Below are 17,408 nucleotides of genomic sequence, written 5' to 3' on the forward strand. Positions count from 1 at the left end.
TATATAACTATACCGCTACCGCGTCGTGAACCTTCGCAAGGACGGCCGCGTCTACGAGCCGGCCGAAGACAGCTGGCTGCTCTGCGCCACACTCGAGCGCGCGGCGACGCGCTTCCCCGAGCTGCGCGGCGCTGTCCTGGAAGTGGGCACCGGCAGCGGCATCGTCGCGCTCACGCTCGCCGCGCTCGGGGGAGTGGTCACCGCGACCGACCTGAACCCGCACGCCATCGCGCTGGCGCGGCGGAACGCCCGGGTGGCAGGGCACCACATCGAGTTCTTGCAAGGCGACCTGTTCGAGCCGGTCGGCGACCGCCGCTTCGATGCCATTGTCTGCAACCCGCCCTACCTGCCGCCGGGCGGCGAATACGACGACCGCTGGCTGGCGCTGGCGGTCGAGGGCGGCCCGACCGGCGCCGAGTTCACACACCGCCTGCTCGCCGGGGCGCCGCGCCACCTCCGCCCGGACGGCGGCGTCTGGCTGCTGCTCTCAAGCGCGATGGGCGAGCTGCCGGGAGGGTGGGAGCGCGAGGCGTTCGGGGAGCAGGATTTCGAAGGCGAAATCCTGCGGGTGGAGAGGCTTTCGCTCGCCCGCTCCGTTTCCGGTTGATTTAATCGCGCCGCGCCCCGGCTACTCGTGCTCGGCTTCCAGCCGCCCGAAGCGCAGCTGCGGCAGCGCGCTCGCCAGCTTCAGCCCGCGCAGCAGGATCTGGCCGAACGGCAGCGCCATCACCGAGTAGATGACAATCCAGTGCGGCAGGAACCAGAGCCGCTCCTGCAATTCCCAGTGGGGTTCCCACGGCAGCGAGAGTGCCTGCACCGGCAGTCCCGCCGTGAACTCGTAGAGCCACATGATGATCGGAATCGCAATCAGCATTGTGAAGACCATCGGGCGCATCTGGTTGGACATCATCCCCGACTGGAGCATCAGGATTTCAGGTTGCATCTTCATCAATTTCTGCACCCGCGCCTGCTGCCCCTCCTTCCGCGCGTCGCTCAGCGCCTTGTTGTAGGCCTGCATCTTGAGTTGTACCTCGGCCATCTGTTGCCAGTCGACCAGCAGGTGGCGGATGGCGGTCGTGCCGCCAATCATTATCATTCCCGCCAGCAGGATTGTGACCGCCGGGTAGGCGCCGCCGAAGCCGATGCGTGGCTCGAGCAGCGTCTCGGCCACGTCACCCATCGTTACGCGCAGCCCGGGATTGATGATGATGTAGAGCATCAGGAACATGGTCAGGAACATGCCGCCCATCGCCGGGGGCTGCTGCTGCTCGTCGCTCACGCGAGCAGGCTCCGGAACTGCGCCACCGCCGCATCAACCCCGCCGTCGTGGTTCTCGACGATGGCGACGGTCGCGCCGACCATGACTGCGCCGGCGGCAGCGAAGGCACGGTTGACCGACTGGTGCAGCGCGACGTCGTCGGCGTCGCGCTGCCGGGACGCATCCCTGGCACGGCGTCCGGCAATCTCGGCCGGAGTGGCTTCGACCAGCACGATAATCGCCGGCGCCATCGCGCGCAGCGTCCACTCGGGCAGTCCCGGCATGAACCCCTGCGCGGTGCGAATTGAGGCGTGCGTATCGACGACGACGTCGCCCATCGCCGCAATTCGCTCGCCCGCCAGCTTCTGCATTCGCTGCTGCGCGTCGACCGGCAGCGTGCGCATCTGGTCGCGGTCGGCGACGCCCTCGGCCTGCGCCACGGCGAACATCTCATCGCCGAAATTGACGATTCCGTAGCCCGCTTCGCTGGCGCCAGCCATGACGGTGGACTTGCCCACCCCCGGCACACCGGTAACGACGACGACGCCCATCACTCCCCGAGCCGGTTGGGCTTCTTCAGGTTTTCCGGCAGCTCCGTAATCCGCGCTGGAACGCCGACCGCCATTTTCCATGGCGGCACATCACGTGTCACGACCGCGCCGCCGGCGATGAAAGCCCCCTCGCCGATGCTGATGCCGGGCATCAGCGTCGCGTTGGCACCGACGGTCACGTCGTCACCGAGCGTCACCGCCTCGAGCCGGTAGTCGGTCCGTAGCGGGGTGCGGTCGTTGGTAAGCGTCGCGTTCGGACCGAGAAAGCAGCGGTCGCCGAGGCGCGAGCCGGTGGGAATGTAGACGCCGGTCTGCAAGCTGCAATAGTCGCCGATGCGGCAGTCGTTGTCGACGGTGACGCCCGTCCCGATAAGGCAGCCGTCGCCAACGGTGGAATCTTCGCGCACCAGCCAGCCGTGGCCGCTGCGCACGCCGCTGCCGAGCCGCGCGCGTGTGTAGAGCGTCCCGGAGCGCAACGTGCACCTGTCACCGACGGCCGCGCCGGCGATTTCCGCTTCGCGGTCGCTGCCGAGCAGCGCCAGCTCGTCGCCGGCCGGGTAGCCGATGACGACGTCGGAGTCGAGGAAGCAGCCCTCACCGATGGTCGAGCCGCCGATGACGCGAGTCATCACTCCTCACCGAAGAACTGTCGCAGGACCGGATGCATTTCCATCATCTGCTCCTTGCCGATTTGCTCGTACATGCGTATCATGATTCCGACCGTCAACAGCACCCCCGTACCGGACGACTGGCCGGTCGTGCCGACCATGTCTGCTCCCGCAGCAAGCAGCCCCACGATGGCGCCACTGAAGACAGTCACCGTCGGGATATAGCGCTCGAGCACCTTCTCGACGATACGAGGGTCGCGTCGGAATCCGGGGATTTGCATTCCCGAGCCCTGAATCTGCTTGGCGACCGCTTGTGGCCCCATGTTGGTGGTCTCAATCCAGAACTTGGCGAACATCATCGAACCCAGAATCATGACTCCCATGTAGACGATGATATGCAGCGCCAGCTGGTACGGCTCGTGGCTTACGCCGCCAATGATCATGTAACTCTCATACTTGGGGCTCGCGAGCGGCAGGAACCAGTCCTGCATGCCGTTGATGCGGTTGAGGTAGTAGGCAGCACCCATAGTCGGGACCGGGTTGCCCTGGCTGGTATCGAAAGCGCCAATCATCCAGTTATGCCCGATAATTGGCCACTTGGACATCGTGGGATGCGACCAGAAGAGCATCGCGAACATATTGACGTTGGCGAGCAGCGCCGCCATCAGGATGACCGGGATGTTGCTGGCGTAAATCAGCCGGATGGGGTAGCGTCCGCGCGCGCCGCGGACGCGCCCGTGCGCCAGCGGCAGTTCGATGCGCGACGACTCGACATAGACCACGACGAAAAATACGATGAGCGTCCCGACCAGCGCGACGACCGGGTTGGGCGGCGCCAGCAGCATCGCCTCGTAGCCGCCCTGCATCAGCTCGCGCGACGAGGAATTCATGATGTACCAGATGACCATGGGGATAGTCCCGGTCGGCGGTGCGTCAGGGCCGGTCGAGCCGGGTGCCGCTTCCCAGTTGAGGGTGCCGGTGAAGAGCGCCTGGCTGACGCCGGCGGCGATGAAGAGCGAGATGCCGCTGCCGATGCCCCACTTGGAGACCACTTCGTCCATCAGGAACACAAGGTACGAGCCGATAATCAGCTGGGTGATAATCGCCATGCGGGCCCACGTAAGGCCAAGTTCGCCGACGACGGATGCACTGGGCTCGAGGAAGCCGAAGACCTGCGGGATGGATTCGACGAAAATCATCACCACTACCAGCACCTTCTGGGTACCCTGGTAGATGGCCTTGTCCTTGGCGTCCTGCAGGTTGAGGTTGATAATCTTGGCGCCGGTGAAAAGCTGCATGATAATCGAGCCGGTTACAATCGGCCCGATACCGAGATGCATCAGGCTTCCCGATGCTCCGGCGAGGATGGCGCGGTACTGAGTGAACAGGTCGACGGTGTCGCTGCCGAGGCCGTACATCGTGACGTTGGTCAGCGCAAAATAGAGAATCAGGATGCCCAGCGTCCAGGTCATCTTGGTCCGGAAATGGACGTGGCCGTCCGGCTTGGTGATGCTCGGCATGCGCTCGATAATCGGCGCCAGTCCGTGCAGCTTCGACCCTTCGCCTGAATACGACGAAGCCATGTAGGTGAGCCAGGTCAGGATGGTCACCCCGACTCCCATCAGCAGCGCCGCCTCGGTGCTGGGGTCCTTCCAGCGGAACCAGAGCAGGTAGAACAGGATTATTGCGATACAGGGGCCGAGGGCCCTCGACGGCTCACGCGGAATGTCGTCAGCCAAGCTGCACCTCTCCGCCAGCAGCTTCCACCTTCTGGATGGCGCGGGCGGAGGCAGCGCTTACGGTAATCGTGCAGGGGCGGCTCAGGTCGCCGGTCGAGAGCAGTTTGTCGAAGCCGAGTGGACCCAGGTCGACGGAGAACAGCTTCCCTTTCTGCGTCGCGCTGCCGTCGGCGACCCAGTGGTCGAGCGATTCCTCGAGTAACTTCAGGTTCAGGACCGCGCTGGCAGCGACGACCGCCGGTGGCCGCGTGAAGCCGGAACGGCCCCAGACGCGTCCGACGCGCTCGTACATCACCCGCTTGGTTTTGTGCGCGCCAGCATTGCCGCGCCCGCCGCGCAGGCCGGCGCCGCGCCCTTTCTTGTGGCCGCGTCCGCGGGTGCGGCCGCGCCGCATGGACTTACGCGTCGCCACGAGTCATCCTCCTCAACAGCGCGTTGATGGCGTCACCGCGGTAGCCGAGCGCGCCGCCTTCGGTGAAAGAGCGCTTGATGCCCTCCCAGCCCCTGCGGGGTGGGTGGAGCCGCAGCACCGGCTTCAGCCCGGGAACGTCGCGCAGCCGCGCCTTGCCGGCAGCAACCTTCTTCGCGAACGCCTTCACCGTCGTGAAGCCGCCCTCCTTAAGCGCCGCCTTGTCGAGCGGCTTGCGCCCGCCCAGCATCCCGGCGTCGCCCAGCAGTAGCTCGGCGGTGTCGGCATCGGCTTCGCCCCATGTAACGTAATCCTTCACCTGTCGCAGCATCCCGAGATGGGTGGCGTCCTCGGGGACCATCACGCAGTGGTTGACCCGGTTCAGCCGTAGCAACCGCATCGTTTCGCGCGCCTTGGGTTTGACGTTAATCGGCCCGCGCACGCGGACGACGGCCCAGGTCATGCGGGCGCCGCCCCCAGCAGCATGTTATGCGCCTCTTCCTGCCCCGGCAGCAGCTTCGTGCTGGCGGTCTTCTCGAGCGCCTTGAACATTGCGCTGGCGTAATTGTAGATGGTCTGCGTCTGCCCTTTGCTGAACGACCAGATGTCCTGGACGCCCGCCATGCGGAGCATGATACGGCCAACGTCGTTGGTCACCAGCCCCACGCCGGGCGGCGCCGGCTTGAGCGTCACACGTGTCGAGCCGGTGCGGCCCGCGACGGTGAACGGCAGTGAATTGGGGACCGCGGTCGAGCACTCCCAGGAGCCGCTGCCGCGCCGGATTTCAATCAGGTTCTGCTTGGCGCGGTCGAGCGATTTCTGGATAGTCGGCCGCACCAGCTTGCCCGAGACGCGACCCAGTCCGACGCAGCCGTCGCCGTTGCCGACCATAGTCGTCACGGCGAAGCGCACCCTGCGCCCCGAATCGGACATGCGCTGGACCATGTGAATGTCGATAACTTCTTCCTTCAGGTCGGGCAGCAGGATGTCGACGATTTCGGGCTCGCGCAGCGGCAGCCCCGCCGTGAGAGCGTCGTGAATCGTAGTAATTTCGCCGGCGACGACCCTGCGTCCCAGCTCGGTCTTCGTCTTCCACGTATCGACGCGCTCGGAAGCCGCCTTGCGGCGCTGCTGCGCCGGCGTCAGCCGCGGTCCGCGGTCACGCGGCGGTCCGCCCCGGCGGGGCGGACCGCCGCGCTGGGGGCCGCCAGTCCGGGCTCCGCCACGCGGTGGCGGGCTGGTGCTGGTCCTGCGCACGGGTGGCGGGCTCATGCCTTCGCCTCCTTGATAGCGGCAGAGACCTTCTCGACCTGCTTGGCGGTCGCCTTGGAAATGTGTTCGCCGCGGATGCGCTCCTCGCCCGGGTAAAGGGTATTCGAGTGCGGGACTTCGAGTCCGCCATCTACGAGCCCTTTGAGCACCGCGAAGACGCGACCGCCCGGGGTGGGGGTGACGCGGCCGATGTCGAGCACCGCCCGCGTCTCGCCCGCGGCTTGCGCGTTGCGCGCTGCGAGCAAGCCCGCAAGGTAGGCGGCGGGGACGCTGGTGCCGGAGCCTTTCCAGCCCAGTGCGCCCAGCTGCTGCGAGCTGACCGCGGCGACAACCTCGTCGCCCTGCTTCGCGAAGCGGGTCAGCTGGATGAGCACCTGCCGGTTGGTGACGCGTACGACTGCGCGCGCCTCTCCCGACTTGAGTAGCGCCAGCCGCTTGCGGTAATCGGTTGCGCCTTCGCGGCGGCGGCGGAATTGCCTCATTTTTGCACCTCGACACCGTCGGTCTGCATGTGCGAGCGCAGGTGCGCCCGCGAGTTGTACATGCCACCCTTGGCGCGACGGTAGTAGTGGCGATATTGTGATGCGGTGAGCGAGCCCGCTACCCGCAGGGTGCGCAGCTCGTCGCGTAGCGCACGGATGCGCGTCATCCACGCCTCCTTCTTGGGCGTGCGCGCCTTGCCGTGGCCGCGGCGCGAGCCGTGGCCGCGCTGCCGCCCCTTGGCACGCTGCGCATCGCGATGGCGTGCGCGTCCGCGGGAGATGCCCTTCTTCTGGTGTTTGCGGATGAACTTCTGGACAATCAGGTGGCGCACGTCATCGCGGGTGACTGCTTCGCCAATACGCTCCTGGATTTCGGTGCGGTCGTCAATCCAGACCCGGTCGAGCCCGCACTTGAGCAGGCGGGCGGCAACACGGCGCTGGTAGGCGAGATTCATTCCTCTTCCTCCTCATCCGCGTCATCTTCCTCTTCAGAATCGTTTTCGTAGCCGCGGCTGTTCAGCACGCGAATTTCCAGCTCGCCTGCGCGCGCCTCAATCGCTTCGCGCTTGCGGTCGCCGACGGTGGCGGCGATGCGCGCCGCTTCCAGTTTGCCATCGAGCGCTTCCAGCTCCTCGGGCCGGTGCACCAGCACTTCGACGAAGCCGGATGGGTGCAGCCCGCGCGCGGCGGCGGGGCCGCGATAGCCGGCCGAAACCACCGGCGGGCGATACTTGCGGCGGGTACGCATTTTGCTGTGCATCCCGCGCGGCTTGCGCCAGGCGATGCCGAGCCGCTTGTAGCGGAACCAGTTCTGCCGCCTGAAGGCGGGCCGCTTGCGGCTGGCGGCGTTGCGTTTTGCGAGCGCCTTGCGGGCCTCTCCGTCGAGCTTCGGCTTTGCCTTCGGCTTATGCGTCATGCATTACTCCTTTCGAGACGAGATAGATGCCGTCCTGGAAGACGCGGATGTCGCGCCCCTTGACGATGGTAGCGCGCTCCAGGTTGGCTGCCGTCTGGCCGACCGCCTCGCGGTCGTTGCCCTCAATCGTGACGGAATCGCCCTTGGCGATTACCTTCGTGTCGCCGACAATCGCGGCGTGCCGGCTCGCCTTCTCGCCCAGGAAGTTGTCGATTACCACGGTGTCGCCCTTGGTGGAGACCTTCATCGGGAAGTGCGCGAAAACCACCTTCATCTGGTAGCGGAAGCCGAATGCGACGCCGTTCACCATGTTCGACAGGTGCGCGCGCCACGTTCCGAGCAGCGCCTTCTGCCGCTTGCGCAGCTTCTTTCCGGAGACGACGACCGCGCCGTCGCCCGGCTGGATGCCGAGTTGCGGGTGGCTGAAGTCGCGCTCAAGCTTGCCGCGCGGGCCTTCGACCGCGAGCGTAGCGCCGTCGTAGCTGGCGCTGACGCCCTCCGGCAGCGGGATGGTGTGCACCAGTTCCTCAATAAGCATACGCGAGCAGCCTCCCCCCGGTGTGGCCAGCCTTGGCCTGGTCGTTGTTGATGACGCCCTGCGGCGTCGTGAGAATCAGGATGCCGAAATCCTTGGCCGGCAGGTAGCGCGCCTCGTGGCGGTCCATCTCGCGCACCTTGACCGAGAATCGTGGCCGGATTGCCCCGCAGCTGTTGATGCGGCCGTTGAGCAGCACCCGGAATTCACCGCCGCGGCCGTTCTCCAGCCGCTCGAAACCGGTGATGTAGCCCTTCTCCTGCAGCAGCCGCAGGATTTCGCCAATCAGGCGGGACGCGGGAACACGCGCATCGGGCTTGCCGACGCGCTCAGCGTTCTTGATGGTCACCAATGCATCGGATAATGGGTCGTGTCTCATGAGTATTTCTTGAACCCCAGTATGGTCGCCTTGTCGCGGAAGCACTGCCGGCAGAGATGTAGCTTGTAGCGCCTCACGATACCGCGCTTGCGCCCGCAGCGACGGCATCCCTTGATGCGCCCGCGGAACACAGTGCGCTCCTTGGTCTTCACGCGATAACCTCCAGCTTGAAGTTCTGCTGCATGAATTCCTGGCACTCCTCGCGCGTCAGCCGGTGGTTGGGCCCAACCTTGCGCCGCGCCACCTTGCGGCGTGCAATGCGGAAGCCGGGGCGCTCGAACGCGACCGCCACGTCCAGCCCGAAGATGCCAATGTCAGGATCGTATTTCTCGTCGGCGAAGCCCGTATAGTCGGGAATACCGAAGTTGAGTCCGCCTGCGGCGGAGAAGCAGTAGGCCGGCAGCCGGTTCTCGCGCACCCAGAGCGCGTTCTTCAGCACGCGGTGCGCGTTCTCGCCGCGCAGCGTCACCTTGCAGCCGATGGGCATCCCCTTGCGCAGCCCCAGGTCGCGGTTCTGCGTGCGCGAAAGCGTGCGTACTGGCTGGCAGCCGGTCAGCTTGCCCAGCACAGTCTCGGCCTTGGAGAGCCGGTCGCCCGCCTCGCCGACGCCGATGTTCAGGACGACCTTGGCAATCCGCAGCTCGCGCATTGCGTTCATGCGGAGACCTCCGTGACGAGCGCCTTCTTGGCACCGACAACGAACGCATACTGCTTCAGCGTCTCGAACTCGGCAAAGTGGACGATGTTGGGCCGCGGGCTTCGCGTTACGACAGCCTCTTCCAGCTGCGCAATCGTGCCGACGTGAGCACCGCCCGTGACGAGCGCCGGCGCGCCCTTGCCGAACTTGAGTATTTTCTTCACCTTGCGGCCCGGCAACGCCACTTGCAGCACGTCGCCAGTCGCAACCGCGTCCTCCGAGAGCAGGTTGCTCCCGTCGTGCAGGTTGAGTTGCGTCTTTCCGCCGCGCACCGTCGTTTTGCCTTCGACACGCAGCAGCTTCCACTTCGCCTCGGTCGCCTTGATTTCGGAGAAATGCAGCCGGCCGTGGTGGTCGAGCAGGCAACGGAAATTGGCCTTGGCCGCGGGCAGCGAGACAACATCCATCAGCCCCACACTGCGCTTCGGGTCGCGCACGACGCGCTGGTCGACCATCACCTTGCCGTCAGCGAGCACCCGCCGCGCCTCACGTGCGTTGTCGCAGACGTGCAGGTAGTCGCGCAGAACCATCACCAGCGGGACGCTCCCTTCTAGCGAGTGGGGGCCCGGCGCTGGTCTGGTGGCCCAGAAGTGTGACTTGCGGCCGACGTTCCACGAACGCGGCGCGGTAATGCGTTTCAGGTGGTCGCTCATGCGGATTCCTCCAGCCGCGCCACCAGTTCCGCTTTCTTGCCCGATACGGGCAGGCTGCGCTCCTTCAGCGCTGCCTTGAGCTCGGGGACGGTGAGCGCGCTCCAGTCCTGCGCTTCCTCGTCGTCGCCAGCCTCTTCTTCGTCAGCGTCGGCCTCCGTGTCGTCGACTTCCGCCGCGCGCGGGTCGACACCGGTAACTTCGGTTTCGTAATCGTCATCGGCCGCTTCCAGCGCGGCGACAGTCTCCTCGGTCCACTCGACGCCTTCGTTGACGCGGTCAAGGATGCGCCTCCGGCGCACGTCGGACCAGTCGGGGTTGATTACCACCAGGTTCGACGGGTCAATCGGTCGCTGCAGCTCGGTGCCGTCCGACTTGTGGTAAGTAAAGCCGTCGACGTAAACCTTCCGTGCGCGGCGGTCGATTTGCGAGATGCGGTGCCCATCGGTGCCGCGCCCTTCGCCGCGCACAATTAGCACGCGGTCGCCGGTGCGGACCGGAATCGAGCGGGGATAGATGTAGCCGCGCTCTTCCTGCCGCTTGCGCAGCCCGCGGTCGAGCGGTGCCGCCATCTCGCGGTGCCGTCGGTGGAGTGGCGCGTTACGCCGGGCGAGTCGCTGTTTGCGGGGTTGTTTTGAGCTCATATGATAGTAGATGCCGTTGCGGCAATGCGCGGCCACCTCTCGGCCGCTTCGCGGGCGACGGGCCCCTTGATTCCGGAACCGCGCGTCTCGCCCATTTCGTTGGTCAGCACGACCGCGTTATCCTCGAATTTCACCATCGTCCCGTCGGGGCGGCGGAACGGCCGTCGGCTGCGCACGATGACTGCGCGCACCAGCTGGCGCCGCATTTCCGGCGTGCCTTTCTTGACCGACGCGATGACCATGTCTCCCACGCCTGCCGATGGCGAGCGGCGGTGGACGCCCTTGTAGTTCAGGACCGTCACGATTTCGACTATCTTGGCGCCGCTGTTATCGACACAGTCGATACGCGCCCCCTGCGGGAGACCGCGCATCTGCCGGCCGGCGACCGCCCTCATGCATCCCTCCGCTCGATAATCACGAACGACTTGGTCTTCGAGAGCGGGCGGCACTCCATGAGAGTCACCGCATCCCCCTCCTGCGCGCCGACGCTGGCCGGGCTGTGAGCCTGGATGCGCGACGACCGGCGCTGGTAACGCTCGTACTTGGAATCGTATTTCAGGCGTTCAATCCTGACCACTACCGTGCGCTGCGCTCGCGCGCGGACGACGACGCCCTGCAGTAACTGCCCCCGTACGGGGAGCGTGCCGTAGAACGGGTCGTTCATGTCGCCGTCCCACTCATGCGCGGGCGGCTGCACGTCGACGCCGATGTCGCGCGGCTTGCTCATGCGCACCTCCGGGTGCGGTCCTGCGGCCGGAACGCGATCCGGTCGCCCGCAACGGTCTCGCCGTCGAAGTCGAAGCTGCCGCCGCGCTTGGCGACGCGCTTGCGGTCCCCGCCGGACTCGAGCAGTAACGTCTCACGAGTCTCGTCGACGACCGTCCCCGCAAGGCCACGCAGCGACGGGTCGCTGTGCTCCGCGACGGTGACGCGGCGGCCGATGAACTCGCGCTGAGCCATGCTCATGCGTCACCCACCGGGAAGCCCATGTCGCCCAGGATTACCTTCACGTTGCGAGTGTGGTTGCCCTGCAGCTCGATGGCACCATCCTTGTAGGTGCCGCCGGTGGCGCACTTGGTCTTCAACGTCTTGAGCAGGTCGGGAATGTCAATATCGCTGCCGAGCCCCTCGAGTACAGTCATCAGCTTGCCGTAGCGCCGCTTCTCGATGCGCACGCGAATTTCCTGCTGCTCGCGCGCGATATCCTCGCAAACGCAGATTTCGACCGGCAGTGCGCAGGTGGAACAGATGTCAGCCATAGCGTTCCCCCAGTTCGCGCATCACGGTCTGCAGTCGCGCCACCTGCTTGCGCAGCGAACGCATCTTGCCGGGCGACGCGGGCTGTCCGCCCATCGATGCGACACCGCGCTCGTGCATCAGCTCGCTGCGCAGCTCGCCCAGTCGCGCAACGCGCTCCTCGGGCGCCAGCTCGCGCAGTGCGGCGGCCTTGCGGCTCACTTTGAATCCTCCTTGGCATCCTTCGTGGGCGGCTCTTCGGCTGCTGCCTCGGCCGGGGCTTCCGCAGCTTCCTTGTCCGTTTCCGGCTGCGCCTCGCCTTCGTGGGCGGCCTCTGCGTCCGCTTCGGCGTCCGCCGCTTCCGCGGGCGGCTCTGGCACGGCGGCCGGCTCGACGGTGATTTCGGCCGGCAGTTTCGCGTCGGGCGGCATGATGACGACCTTGACGCCGATGGTGCCCGGCTTCAGCTTCGCCTGCGCGTAGCCGACCTTCATCAGCTCCAGTGCGGGCTCGCCGCAGTGCTTGATGTGGCCTTCGATAAACTTCTCGGTGCGGTGCCGCAGACCGGTCAGCTTGCCGGCAATCGTAATCTGGCAGCCGCGTGCGCCGGCGCCCATGATGCGCTGCAGCATTGAGTTACCCGCACGGCGATAGTTCCAGCCGCGCTCGAGCGTGTTGGCGACCTTCGACGCCATCACGCCGGGGTTCAGCGCCCAGGTTTCCACCTCGGCCGCCTCGACCTGCAGGTTTTCGTAGCCGAAAGTGCGCTCCATCTCCTCGGTCAGCCGGTTGATGTCGACGCCCTTGCGGCCGATGACGATGCCAGGACGCTCGGCCTGGATGCGGACGTGCGTTCCCAGCGGGGTGCGCTGGATGGAGAGCCCGCCGAAACCGGCGCGCGCCACCTCCTTGCGGACGAAGTCGTGGACCAGCATGCGCCGCACGCGCTCCTCAACCATCTCGCGCGCGATAGTCGTCATTCGATACCCTCCAGCACGACTTCGACGTTGGCGGTCTCGCGCATTTTGGGTGTGGCGCGGCCGCGCGCTCGCGGGAAACGTGCCTCGAAGGCGGGTCCGCGCGACGTAGCGACATGCACGATGCGCCATTCGTCAATGTCAAGGTGCATCGTCTCGCCGTTGCTCTGCGCCGACTCGATGACTTTCAGGATGGCGGCGGCCGCCTTGCGCGGGTAGCGCCCTGCGGCGCGGCCCTTGCCCTTGCGGTGCCCCACCTTGCCGGCGTGTCGCGTGAACGGGACCGGCTCGCGCATGTCGATTACGCGCCCGAGATAGCCGCGCGCGCGCTCGAGTTCCATCCCGCGGATAGCGCGACAGATTTCGCGCGCATGGCGTGGGGAGATTGCCATCTCCTTGCCGCGCGCGGCGGCATGGATTTCGGGGTCGTAGGGGAACGAATAGCCTTTCATTTGAGTGGCATAAACTTGGATGAACGGGTCGCCCCAACGCCGGGCCCCGTATGCGTGGGCGGTGTGCGCGTCTGCGCAAACTCGCCGAAGTAGTGGCCTACCATCTCCGGCTGCACTTCTATCTCGACGAACTCATGCCCGTCGTAGATGGCAAACTTGCGGCCGATGAACTGGGGAATTACAATCATTTCGCGGCGATGAGTGCGGATTACCGCGTCGGGGTCTGCTTCGGCATCCCAGATTATCTTCGCCTGCTCGCGCGTCAGCCCGCGGGTGAACGAGCGGCGCTGGCGCGACGGCATCAGCTCCAGGAACTCCTCGAGCGAGAGCGCCTTCAGCGCGTCGACGGTCAGCCCGCGGTAGGTGTATTCCTTCTTGCGGCGGACCTGTACGCCTGCGCGCCTCTTCCGCTCGCGCCTGCGCGCGGCCTTCGGCGTCGCCGACTTGCGCTGGCGGGCCATTAGCGCTTCGCCCCCGTGCGCTTGGGCGCGATATGGCCGACCTTGCGGCCGGGCGGCGTGTCGCGCGAGACCGACGACGGGATGCCGATGGTCTGCTTGCGGCCAGAGCCGTGCGGGTGGTCAACTGCGTTCATCGCCACGCCGCGGACCTTGGGCCAGATGCGGGCGCGTGAGCGGTTGCGGTGGAAATTCTTGCCAGCCTTGCCAATCGGCTTCTCGCCGCGGCCCGAGCCGGCGACCGCGCCAATCGTGGCACGGCACATGTTATCGAGCGTTTTGTGCTTGCGCGACGGGAGTCGCACAGTCGTCTGTTTGCCGTGCGAGACGACGACCGCGCGCTGCCCTGCAGCGCGCGCCAGCCGTCCGCCGTCACCCGGCTGCAGCTCGACATTGTAGACGCGTGTCCCTTCGGGGATTGAGCCAATGTAGACGGTGTTGCCGCGTGCGACTTCGGCACCGTGGCCGGCATCCACCGACTGCCCCACGCGCATCCCGTCGTGCGCCAGCATCATGTAATCGCCATCGCCGTCACGCACCTGCGCCACGGGAGCCGAGCGCCCGGGGTCGTGGAGCAGCTTCTGGACAACGCCGCTGGAAGACTTGGCGCGCGGGTGGCGCACCTTGCCCTTGAAGCGGCTGTCGGTCGCGCGATAGCGGAAACCCCGCCCGCGCCGCCGGTTCATGATGCGCTTGCCCATCAGAGAATCCCCAGTCTGTTGCTCAGGTCTTCTGCCGAATGGTCGGCTGTCAGCGTGACGATGGCGAGCTTGCCTTCCTTCGTGATGCGGGTGTTGACTTTCAGTGCCTCGACCTGGAACAGGTCCTGCACCGCAGCGTGGATGTCGGGCTTGGTCGAAGTGCGAGAAACGTAGAACTCGAGTTTGTTGTCATCGAGCATGTAGAGTGCGCGCTCCTTCGAACGGGGGCTCAGGATAACGCGATGCGAACTCACAGTCGCGCCTCCAGCGCCTTGAGCGCGGGCTGCGAAATAACCATCAGCCGACCCGGGTCGCCGCCCGGCGCGAGCATCTCGGTATTGAGCTGCGCCGTCGTCGTGACTTCGACTCCGCCAAGGTTGCGGAACGCACGCTCGCTGCCGTTGAACTCGGAGAGCACGACCAGCGTGCTCTTCGGGCGGCGGTAGCGCCGACCGCGCCGCTTGCCGCGACCAGCGCGCACCTTGCGCTCCGCGCCTCGCGCGAGTTCGGCGTCGAGCCCGAGTGCCGCCAGCAGATTCTGCGCGCGGCGGGTCAGCGACTCGCCCTCGTGCTTCGCTGCAAGAGATTCAATGTCCTTGCTGACGACGAAAGGCGTCGCCGCCTTCTCCGGCAGCCGGTGACCGCGTCCGGCGACTACGGTCGCGTCGGCGGTGGCTGCGAGCGCCGAGCGGAACGCAACACGGCGTTCGCGCGCGTTCATCTTCAGCCCCCACTCCTTCGATGGCTTGGGCGGATGCGCCCGGCGGCCGCCGACGGTGTTGGGCGCCTCGGCTCCGCGTCCGACGGGGGTTCTGGGTGTGCGCGCCATCCCACGGCCCTTGCCGGGCCACTCGGCCGAGTGGCGCATACCGGCGCCAATCATCGCCCCGTAGGGCTGCCGGCGGTTGGCCTGCGCGGTTCGCACCGCACGGCGAATCAGGTCGGTGCGCACCGGGCCGTCAAACACGGTCGGCAGCACAGCCTTCGATTTCCCGGCCTTACCACTGATGCTGTAAACCGGGACTTTCATTTCAGGCCCCCTGCGCAGATTCCTGCGAAAGCATCGTGATTTCCGGGGCGACCTTCGAGTCGGCCGCGGTGCCGTGGAATCGAATTGCCTTGCGGAAGCGTATCAGTCGTTTCGACGGTCCTGGGAGCGAGCCGTGGAACAGGGCATACGGCCCTCGCACCAGCCCGTAGTGCAGGAAGCCCCCCTTGGGGTTGATATCGTCAGGATTGTCGCCGACCCGCAGCAGTCGCTTGTTAAACTCGGTGCGCTGGTGGTAGCCGGTCTGCCCCGCCTGCGGGACGGTCGGCTTGACGTAGCCGGGATTGAATGGCCCCAGGTTACCAATCATGCGGCGGTGCTTGGAATTCTTGTGTGTCAGCAGCTTGACGCCCCAGCGCTTGACGTGGCCCTGAAAGCCTTTACCGGTCGTAATCGCAATCGCATCGAGCATCTCGCCATCCTCGGCGAAGTCGGCCATCACGACCTCCTTGCCGAGCTTGCCCTTCGCGAAGGCGAGCTGCGTTGGCAGGTCGCCGCCGCGAACCGCCACCTCCATCACTTCGGGCTTCTTCTTCGGGACGCCCGAGATGAGCTTCGGCTGCGTCTGGACCAGCATGCGCACCTCGTCCAGGTCCGCCTCTTCAAGCTGCTTCCAGCGCGCCTTGCGGTCCTGTCCCGCGGGAAGCGGCAGCCGCCGTGCGAGCACCTCGTCCAGCTCCTCGGCCCAGACCTCGCTGAAGGTTCGCAGCCCGTAAGTGTCCTGAATGTAGCCGCGCACGCCGACGGCGAACATCGGCGGCACCTCGACCACCGTGACGGGCATTCGCACTTCCTGCCCCGCTGTGGTCGAAGTGCGGCGGTAGTCGACCGCCATGATGTGAGTCATCCCGACCTTGTAGCCCGCGAAGCCCTGCAGCTGCGGCTCGCTGTTGCCGCCAGCCGGCCAGCTGGAGACGTGCGGCGTTTCCGAACGCGCACGCTTGCGCGGGCTGTAGGCGCGAGAGCCTCGTCTAGGTTTGTGTGTCTTCGGCATATGCAGGCTTGCGCTCTCCCGTAGCAGGGACAGGCGCAGAACCGCGCTCTCCCGGGCAAACCGTGACGTCGTTCCCCGACGAGCAGGAATTAGCTCGCGGGGTGCGGGGATGATTACCCCGAACGTCTGGTTCAGCCAGGCGCGGCTCGCGTCGAAAAACGGACCCTATATAAGCGCTGCCTTCGCTTTCACGACGATAGCTCTACTTCAATCGCGGTCGCCATCCCGCCGCCCAGGCAGGCGGTCGCGAAGCCGCGCCGGCCGCCGGTGCGGCGCAGCGCGCTGATGAGCGTGATGACGATGCGTGCGCCGGAGCAGCCAATGGGGTGGCCGAGCGCTACGGCACCGCCGCACGGGTTCAGCTTCGCGTGGTGCAGGCCGAGCCCGCGCATCACCGCCACCGATGCGGAAGCGAACGCCTCGTTGTGCTCGTAAAGGTCGTAATCCGCCTCCGTGCGACCGTTCTGTGCCCAGAGCTGCTGCACCGCGGGGACCGGTGCCCACATGACTTCCATGGGCGCCAGCCCGGTCGCCGCCTGCGCCGTGATGGTCGCGAGCGGCGCGATGCCGTGCACCGCGGCGGTTTCGCGCGCCATCACCACCAGCGCCGCGCCGCCGTCGGAAATCTGTGAAGCGTTGCCGGCAGTCACGACGCCGTCGTCGCCGAAGACCGGCTTCAGCGCCGCGAGCGCCGCGGCCGACGCGTCGGCCCGGAAGCCCTCGTCGCGCGTCACGTCGCCTTGCGGAGTCGCGACCGGGACGATTTCGTCCGCATACCAGCCGGCGTCGGTGGCGTGCGCGGCACGGCGGTGCGATTCGAGCGCGAAGGCGTCGCTGTCGGCGCGGCTGACGTCGCGCGTGTCGGCGACGTGGTCGCCGGTGCAGCCCATGGCAACGTCGTGGTAGGGGTCGCAGAGCCCGTCGTGGAACAGGTGGTCGACCGGCTCGCTGCCGGTATCGGGCTCCCACTTGCGCCGCCCAATCAGGAACGGTGCGCGCGACATCGACTCCATGCCTCCCGCGACGACAACGTCATGCTCGCCGGCGCGGATGGCGCTGGCGCCGTTCATCAGCGCCTTCATCCCCGAGCCGCACATCTTGTTGATGCTGTACGCCGGGACCGCATCCGGCAGTCCGCCGCCGAGCGCCGCCTGCCGGGCGGGGTGCTGCCCCAGCCCGGCCGGGAGCACAATCCCCATCACCACCTCGTCGACCGCTTCCGGCGCGACGCCGCCCCGCTCCACCGCGGCGCGGATGGCGGTCGCCCCCAGCTCGGGCGCGCTGACCCCAGCCAGCGCGCCGCCGAACTTGCTTTGCGGCGTGCGGGCGAAGCTGACGATAACCGGGTCGCGGGCGGCGGTCATTGGCGGGGGAGTGTCGCGGGAATAATAGCACTTGGGGG

At 66.5% G+C, this 17,408-nt stretch carries 30 protein-coding genes; 1 reads left to right on the forward strand and 29 read right to left on the reverse strand.

All coding sequences use genetic code 11. From position 1 onward, the window contains the following. The first annotated feature begins 25 nt into the window (after positions 1-25). The gene (locus QGG57_04075; GenBank protein ID MDP7007347.1) at positions 26-607 is read left to right on the forward strand and encodes a methyltransferase; all 582 of its coding nucleotides are present in this window, start codon (positions 26-28) and stop codon (positions 605-607) included. 21 nt (positions 608-628) lie between these two features. Here QGG57_04075 and QGG57_04080 read toward each other — a convergent pair whose 3' ends face one another. The 29 genes from QGG57_04080 to QGG57_04220 form a co-directional block, all read right to left on the reverse strand. Continuing rightward, positions 629-1,279 (reverse strand): EMC3/TMCO1 family protein, encoded by a 651-nt coding sequence (locus tag QGG57_04080; protein MDP7007348.1) that lies wholly within the window; start codon positions 1,277-1,279, stop codon positions 629-631. After that, positions 1,276-1,809, reverse strand: a complete 534-nt coding sequence (locus QGG57_04085; GenBank protein MDP7007349.1) for an adenylate kinase — start codon at positions 1,807-1,809, stop codon at positions 1,276-1,278. Before QGG57_04085 ends, QGG57_04080 begins: the two co-directional genes overlap by 4 nt. Further along, entirely contained in the window at positions 1,809-2,438 is a 630-nt protein-coding gene (locus tag QGG57_04090) for a DapH/DapD/GlmU-related protein (protein ID MDP7007350.1), read from the reverse strand. Before QGG57_04090 ends, QGG57_04085 begins: the two co-directional genes overlap by 1 nt. Continuing rightward, positions 2,438-4,000 carry a preprotein translocase subunit SecY gene (gene secY, locus QGG57_04095; GenBank protein ID MDP7007351.1) on the reverse strand — a complete coding sequence of 521 codons (1,563 nt, stop codon included), beginning with the start codon at positions 3,998-4,000 and terminating at the stop codon, positions 2,438-2,440. Before secY ends, QGG57_04090 begins: the two co-directional genes overlap by 1 nt. 148 nt (positions 4,001-4,148) lie before the next feature. After that, a complete protein-coding gene (locus QGG57_04100) occupies positions 4,149-4,568 on the reverse strand; it encodes an uL15m family ribosomal protein (protein ID MDP7007352.1) in 420 nt (139 codons plus the stop codon). After that, positions 4,555-5,028 (reverse strand): 50S ribosomal protein L30, encoded by a 474-nt coding sequence (locus QGG57_04105; protein ID MDP7007353.1) that lies wholly within the window; start codon positions 5,026-5,028, stop codon positions 4,555-4,557. Before QGG57_04105 ends, QGG57_04100 begins: the two co-directional genes overlap by 14 nt. Continuing rightward, positions 5,025-5,837: a 30S ribosomal protein S5 gene (locus QGG57_04110; GenBank protein ID MDP7007354.1), complete on the reverse strand. Its 813-nt coding sequence runs from the start codon at positions 5,835-5,837 to the stop codon at positions 5,025-5,027. Before QGG57_04110 ends, QGG57_04105 begins: the two co-directional genes overlap by 4 nt. Continuing rightward, entirely contained in the window at positions 5,834-6,319 is a 486-nt protein-coding gene (locus QGG57_04115) for a 50S ribosomal protein L18 (protein MDP7007355.1), read from the reverse strand. The genes QGG57_04110 and QGG57_04115 overlap by 4 nt, the downstream gene beginning before the upstream one ends. Next, a complete protein-coding gene (locus QGG57_04120) occupies positions 6,316-6,774 on the reverse strand; it encodes a 50S ribosomal protein L19e (protein MDP7007356.1) in 459 nt (152 codons plus the stop codon). The genes QGG57_04115 and QGG57_04120 overlap by 4 nt, the downstream gene beginning before the upstream one ends. Then, positions 6,771-7,235, reverse strand: coding sequence for a 50S ribosomal protein L32e (locus QGG57_04125; protein ID MDP7007357.1), 465 nt, complete (start codon positions 7,233-7,235; stop codon positions 6,771-6,773). The genes QGG57_04120 and QGG57_04125 overlap by 4 nt, the downstream gene beginning before the upstream one ends. After that, entirely contained in the window at positions 7,225-7,773 is a 549-nt protein-coding gene (locus QGG57_04130; GenBank protein ID MDP7007358.1) for a 50S ribosomal protein L6, read from the reverse strand. The genes QGG57_04125 and QGG57_04130 overlap by 11 nt, the downstream gene beginning before the upstream one ends. Further along, entirely contained in the window at positions 7,763-8,149 is a 387-nt protein-coding gene (locus QGG57_04135; protein ID MDP7007359.1) for a 30S ribosomal protein S8, read from the reverse strand. The genes QGG57_04130 and QGG57_04135 overlap by 11 nt, the downstream gene beginning before the upstream one ends. Then, positions 8,146-8,301 carry a 30S ribosomal protein S14 gene (locus QGG57_04140; GenBank protein MDP7007360.1) on the reverse strand — a complete coding sequence of 52 codons (156 nt, stop codon included), beginning with the start codon at positions 8,299-8,301 and terminating at the stop codon, positions 8,146-8,148. The genes QGG57_04135 and QGG57_04140 overlap by 4 nt, the downstream gene beginning before the upstream one ends. Further along, positions 8,298-8,807, reverse strand: a complete 510-nt coding sequence (locus QGG57_04145) for a 50S ribosomal protein L5 (GenBank protein MDP7007361.1) — start codon at positions 8,805-8,807, stop codon at positions 8,298-8,300. Before QGG57_04145 ends, QGG57_04140 begins: the two co-directional genes overlap by 4 nt. After that, the gene (locus QGG57_04150; GenBank protein ID MDP7007362.1) at positions 8,804-9,499 is read right to left on the reverse strand and encodes a 30S ribosomal protein S4e; all 696 of its coding nucleotides are present in this window, start codon (positions 9,497-9,499) and stop codon (positions 8,804-8,806) included. Before QGG57_04150 ends, QGG57_04145 begins: the two co-directional genes overlap by 4 nt. Next, positions 9,496-10,140: a 50S ribosomal protein L24 gene (rplX, locus tag QGG57_04155; protein ID MDP7007363.1), complete on the reverse strand. Its 645-nt coding sequence runs from the start codon at positions 10,138-10,140 to the stop codon at positions 9,496-9,498. Before rplX ends, QGG57_04150 begins: the two co-directional genes overlap by 4 nt. Further along, complete coding sequence (locus tag QGG57_04160) at positions 10,137-10,535, reverse strand: 50S ribosomal protein L14 (protein ID MDP7007364.1); 399 nt, start codon at positions 10,533-10,535, stop codon at positions 10,137-10,139. The genes rplX and QGG57_04160 overlap by 4 nt, the downstream gene beginning before the upstream one ends. Further along, positions 10,532-10,867 (reverse strand): 30S ribosomal protein S17, encoded by a 336-nt coding sequence (locus QGG57_04165; protein ID MDP7007365.1) that lies wholly within the window; start codon positions 10,865-10,867, stop codon positions 10,532-10,534. Before QGG57_04165 ends, QGG57_04160 begins: the two co-directional genes overlap by 4 nt. Beyond that, positions 10,864-11,106: a ribonuclease P protein subunit gene (locus QGG57_04170; GenBank protein ID MDP7007366.1), complete on the reverse strand. Its 243-nt coding sequence runs from the start codon at positions 11,104-11,106 to the stop codon at positions 10,864-10,866. Before QGG57_04170 ends, QGG57_04165 begins: the two co-directional genes overlap by 4 nt. Continuing rightward, the gene (locus QGG57_04175; GenBank protein MDP7007367.1) at positions 11,103-11,399 is read right to left on the reverse strand and encodes a translation initiation factor; all 297 of its coding nucleotides are present in this window, start codon (positions 11,397-11,399) and stop codon (positions 11,103-11,105) included. The genes QGG57_04170 and QGG57_04175 overlap by 4 nt, the downstream gene beginning before the upstream one ends. After that, positions 11,392-11,598, reverse strand: coding sequence for a 50S ribosomal protein L29 (rpmC, locus tag QGG57_04180; protein ID MDP7007368.1), 207 nt, complete (start codon positions 11,596-11,598; stop codon positions 11,392-11,394). Before rpmC ends, QGG57_04175 begins: the two co-directional genes overlap by 8 nt. Then, a complete protein-coding gene (locus QGG57_04185; protein ID MDP7007369.1) occupies positions 11,595-12,356 on the reverse strand; it encodes a 30S ribosomal protein S3 in 762 nt (253 codons plus the stop codon). Before QGG57_04185 ends, rpmC begins: the two co-directional genes overlap by 4 nt. Further along, positions 12,353-12,805 (reverse strand): 50S ribosomal protein L22, encoded by a 453-nt coding sequence (locus QGG57_04190; protein ID MDP7007370.1) that lies wholly within the window; start codon positions 12,803-12,805, stop codon positions 12,353-12,355. Before QGG57_04190 ends, QGG57_04185 begins: the two co-directional genes overlap by 4 nt. Further along, positions 12,802-13,266: a 30S ribosomal protein S19 gene (locus QGG57_04195; GenBank protein MDP7007371.1), complete on the reverse strand. Its 465-nt coding sequence runs from the start codon at positions 13,264-13,266 to the stop codon at positions 12,802-12,804. The genes QGG57_04190 and QGG57_04195 overlap by 4 nt, the downstream gene beginning before the upstream one ends. Next, positions 13,266-13,964, reverse strand: coding sequence for a 50S ribosomal protein L2 (locus QGG57_04200; GenBank protein MDP7007372.1), 699 nt, complete (start codon positions 13,962-13,964; stop codon positions 13,266-13,268). Before QGG57_04200 ends, QGG57_04195 begins: the two co-directional genes overlap by 1 nt. Then, on the reverse strand, positions 13,964-14,218 hold the full coding sequence (gene rplW, locus QGG57_04205) for a 50S ribosomal protein L23 (GenBank protein MDP7007373.1): 255 nt from the start codon (positions 14,216-14,218) through the stop codon (positions 13,964-13,966). The genes QGG57_04200 and rplW overlap by 1 nt, the downstream gene beginning before the upstream one ends. After that, complete coding sequence (gene rplD, locus QGG57_04210) at positions 14,215-14,994, reverse strand: 50S ribosomal protein L4 (GenBank protein ID MDP7007374.1); 780 nt, start codon at positions 14,992-14,994, stop codon at positions 14,215-14,217. The genes rplW and rplD overlap by 4 nt, the downstream gene beginning before the upstream one ends. A 1-nt stretch (position 14,995) precedes the next feature. Next, on the reverse strand, positions 14,996-16,006 hold the full coding sequence (locus tag QGG57_04215) for a 50S ribosomal protein L3 (protein ID MDP7007375.1): 1,011 nt from the start codon (positions 16,004-16,006) through the stop codon (positions 14,996-14,998). A 188-nt stretch (positions 16,007-16,194) separates the two neighbouring features. Beyond that, positions 16,195-17,370, reverse strand: a complete 1,176-nt coding sequence (locus tag QGG57_04220; protein MDP7007376.1) for a thiolase family protein — start codon at positions 17,368-17,370, stop codon at positions 16,195-16,197. Positions 17,371-17,408: the final 38 nt, after the last annotated feature.

This window comes from Candidatus Poseidoniia archaeon (genome assembly GCA_030748895.1).
Taxonomy (GTDB): domain Archaea; phylum Thermoplasmatota; class Poseidoniia; order MGIII; family CG-Epi1; genus UBA8886.

Excerpts from the sequence above, each read along its gene's own strand:
- QGG57_04085 (MDP7007349.1), bottom strand. The coding sequence starts at position 1,809 with ATGGGCGTCGTCGTCGTTACCGGTGTGCCGGGGGTGGGCAAGTCCACC.
- QGG57_04090 (MDP7007350.1), bottom strand. The coding sequence starts at position 2,438 with ATGACTCGCGTCATCGGCGGCTCGACCATCGGTGAGGGCTGCTTCCTC.
- secY (MDP7007351.1), bottom strand. The coding sequence starts at position 4,000 with ATGGCTTCGTCGTATTCAGGCGAAGGGTCGAAGCTGCACGGACTGGCG.
- QGG57_04105 (MDP7007353.1), bottom strand. The coding sequence starts at position 5,028 with ATGACCTGGGCCGTCGTCCGCGTGCGCGGGCCGATTAACGTCAAACCC.
- QGG57_04110 (MDP7007354.1), bottom strand. The coding sequence starts at position 5,837 with ATGAGCCCGCCACCCGTGCGCAGGACCAGCACCAGCCCGCCACCGCGT.
- QGG57_04115 (MDP7007355.1), bottom strand. The coding sequence starts at position 6,319 with ATGAGGCAATTCCGCCGCCGCCGCGAAGGCGCAACCGATTACCGCAAG.
- QGG57_04120 (MDP7007356.1), bottom strand. The coding sequence starts at position 6,774 with ATGAATCTCGCCTACCAGCGCCGTGTTGCCGCCCGCCTGCTCAAGTGC.
- QGG57_04125 (MDP7007357.1), bottom strand. The coding sequence starts at position 7,235 with ATGACGCATAAGCCGAAGGCAAAGCCGAAGCTCGACGGAGAGGCCCGC.
- QGG57_04130 (MDP7007358.1), bottom strand. The coding sequence starts at position 7,773 with ATGCTTATTGAGGAACTGGTGCACACCATCCCGCTGCCGGAGGGCGTC.
- QGG57_04135 (MDP7007359.1), bottom strand. The coding sequence starts at position 8,149 with ATGAGACACGACCCATTATCCGATGCATTGGTGACCATCAAGAACGCT.
- QGG57_04145 (MDP7007361.1), bottom strand. The coding sequence starts at position 8,807 with ATGAACGCAATGCGCGAGCTGCGGATTGCCAAGGTCGTCCTGAACATC.
- QGG57_04150 (MDP7007362.1), bottom strand. The coding sequence starts at position 9,499 with ATGAGCGACCACCTGAAACGCATTACCGCGCCGCGTTCGTGGAACGTC.
- rplX (MDP7007363.1), bottom strand. The coding sequence starts at position 10,140 with ATGAGCTCAAAACAACCCCGCAAACAGCGACTCGCCCGGCGTAACGCG.
- QGG57_04160 (MDP7007364.1), bottom strand. The coding sequence starts at position 10,535 with ATGAGGGCGGTCGCCGGCCGGCAGATGCGCGGTCTCCCGCAGGGGGCG.
- QGG57_04165 (MDP7007365.1), bottom strand. The coding sequence starts at position 10,867 with ATGAGCAAGCCGCGCGACATCGGCGTCGACGTGCAGCCGCCCGCGCAT.
- QGG57_04170 (MDP7007366.1), bottom strand. The coding sequence starts at position 11,106 with ATGAGCATGGCTCAGCGCGAGTTCATCGGCCGCCGCGTCACCGTCGCG.
- QGG57_04175 (MDP7007367.1), bottom strand. The coding sequence starts at position 11,399 with ATGGCTGACATCTGTTCCACCTGCGCACTGCCGGTCGAAATCTGCGTT.
- QGG57_04185 (MDP7007369.1), bottom strand. The coding sequence starts at position 12,356 with ATGACGACTATCGCGCGCGAGATGGTTGAGGAGCGCGTGCGGCGCATG.
- QGG57_04190 (MDP7007370.1), bottom strand. The coding sequence starts at position 12,805 with ATGAAAGGCTATTCGTTCCCCTACGACCCCGAAATCCATGCCGCCGCG.
- QGG57_04195 (MDP7007371.1), bottom strand. The coding sequence starts at position 13,266 with ATGGCCCGCCAGCGCAAGTCGGCGACGCCGAAGGCCGCGCGCAGGCGC.
- QGG57_04200 (MDP7007372.1), bottom strand. The coding sequence starts at position 13,964 with ATGGGCAAGCGCATCATGAACCGGCGGCGCGGGCGGGGTTTCCGCTAT.
- rplD (MDP7007374.1), bottom strand. The coding sequence starts at position 14,994 with ATGAAAGTCCCGGTTTACAGCATCAGTGGTAAGGCCGGGAAATCGAAG.
- QGG57_04215 (MDP7007375.1), bottom strand. The coding sequence starts at position 16,006 with ATGCCGAAGACACACAAACCTAGACGAGGCTCTCGCGCCTACAGCCCG.
- QGG57_04220 (MDP7007376.1), bottom strand. The coding sequence starts at position 17,370 with ATGACCGCCGCCCGCGACCCGGTTATCGTCAGCTTCGCCCGCACGCCG.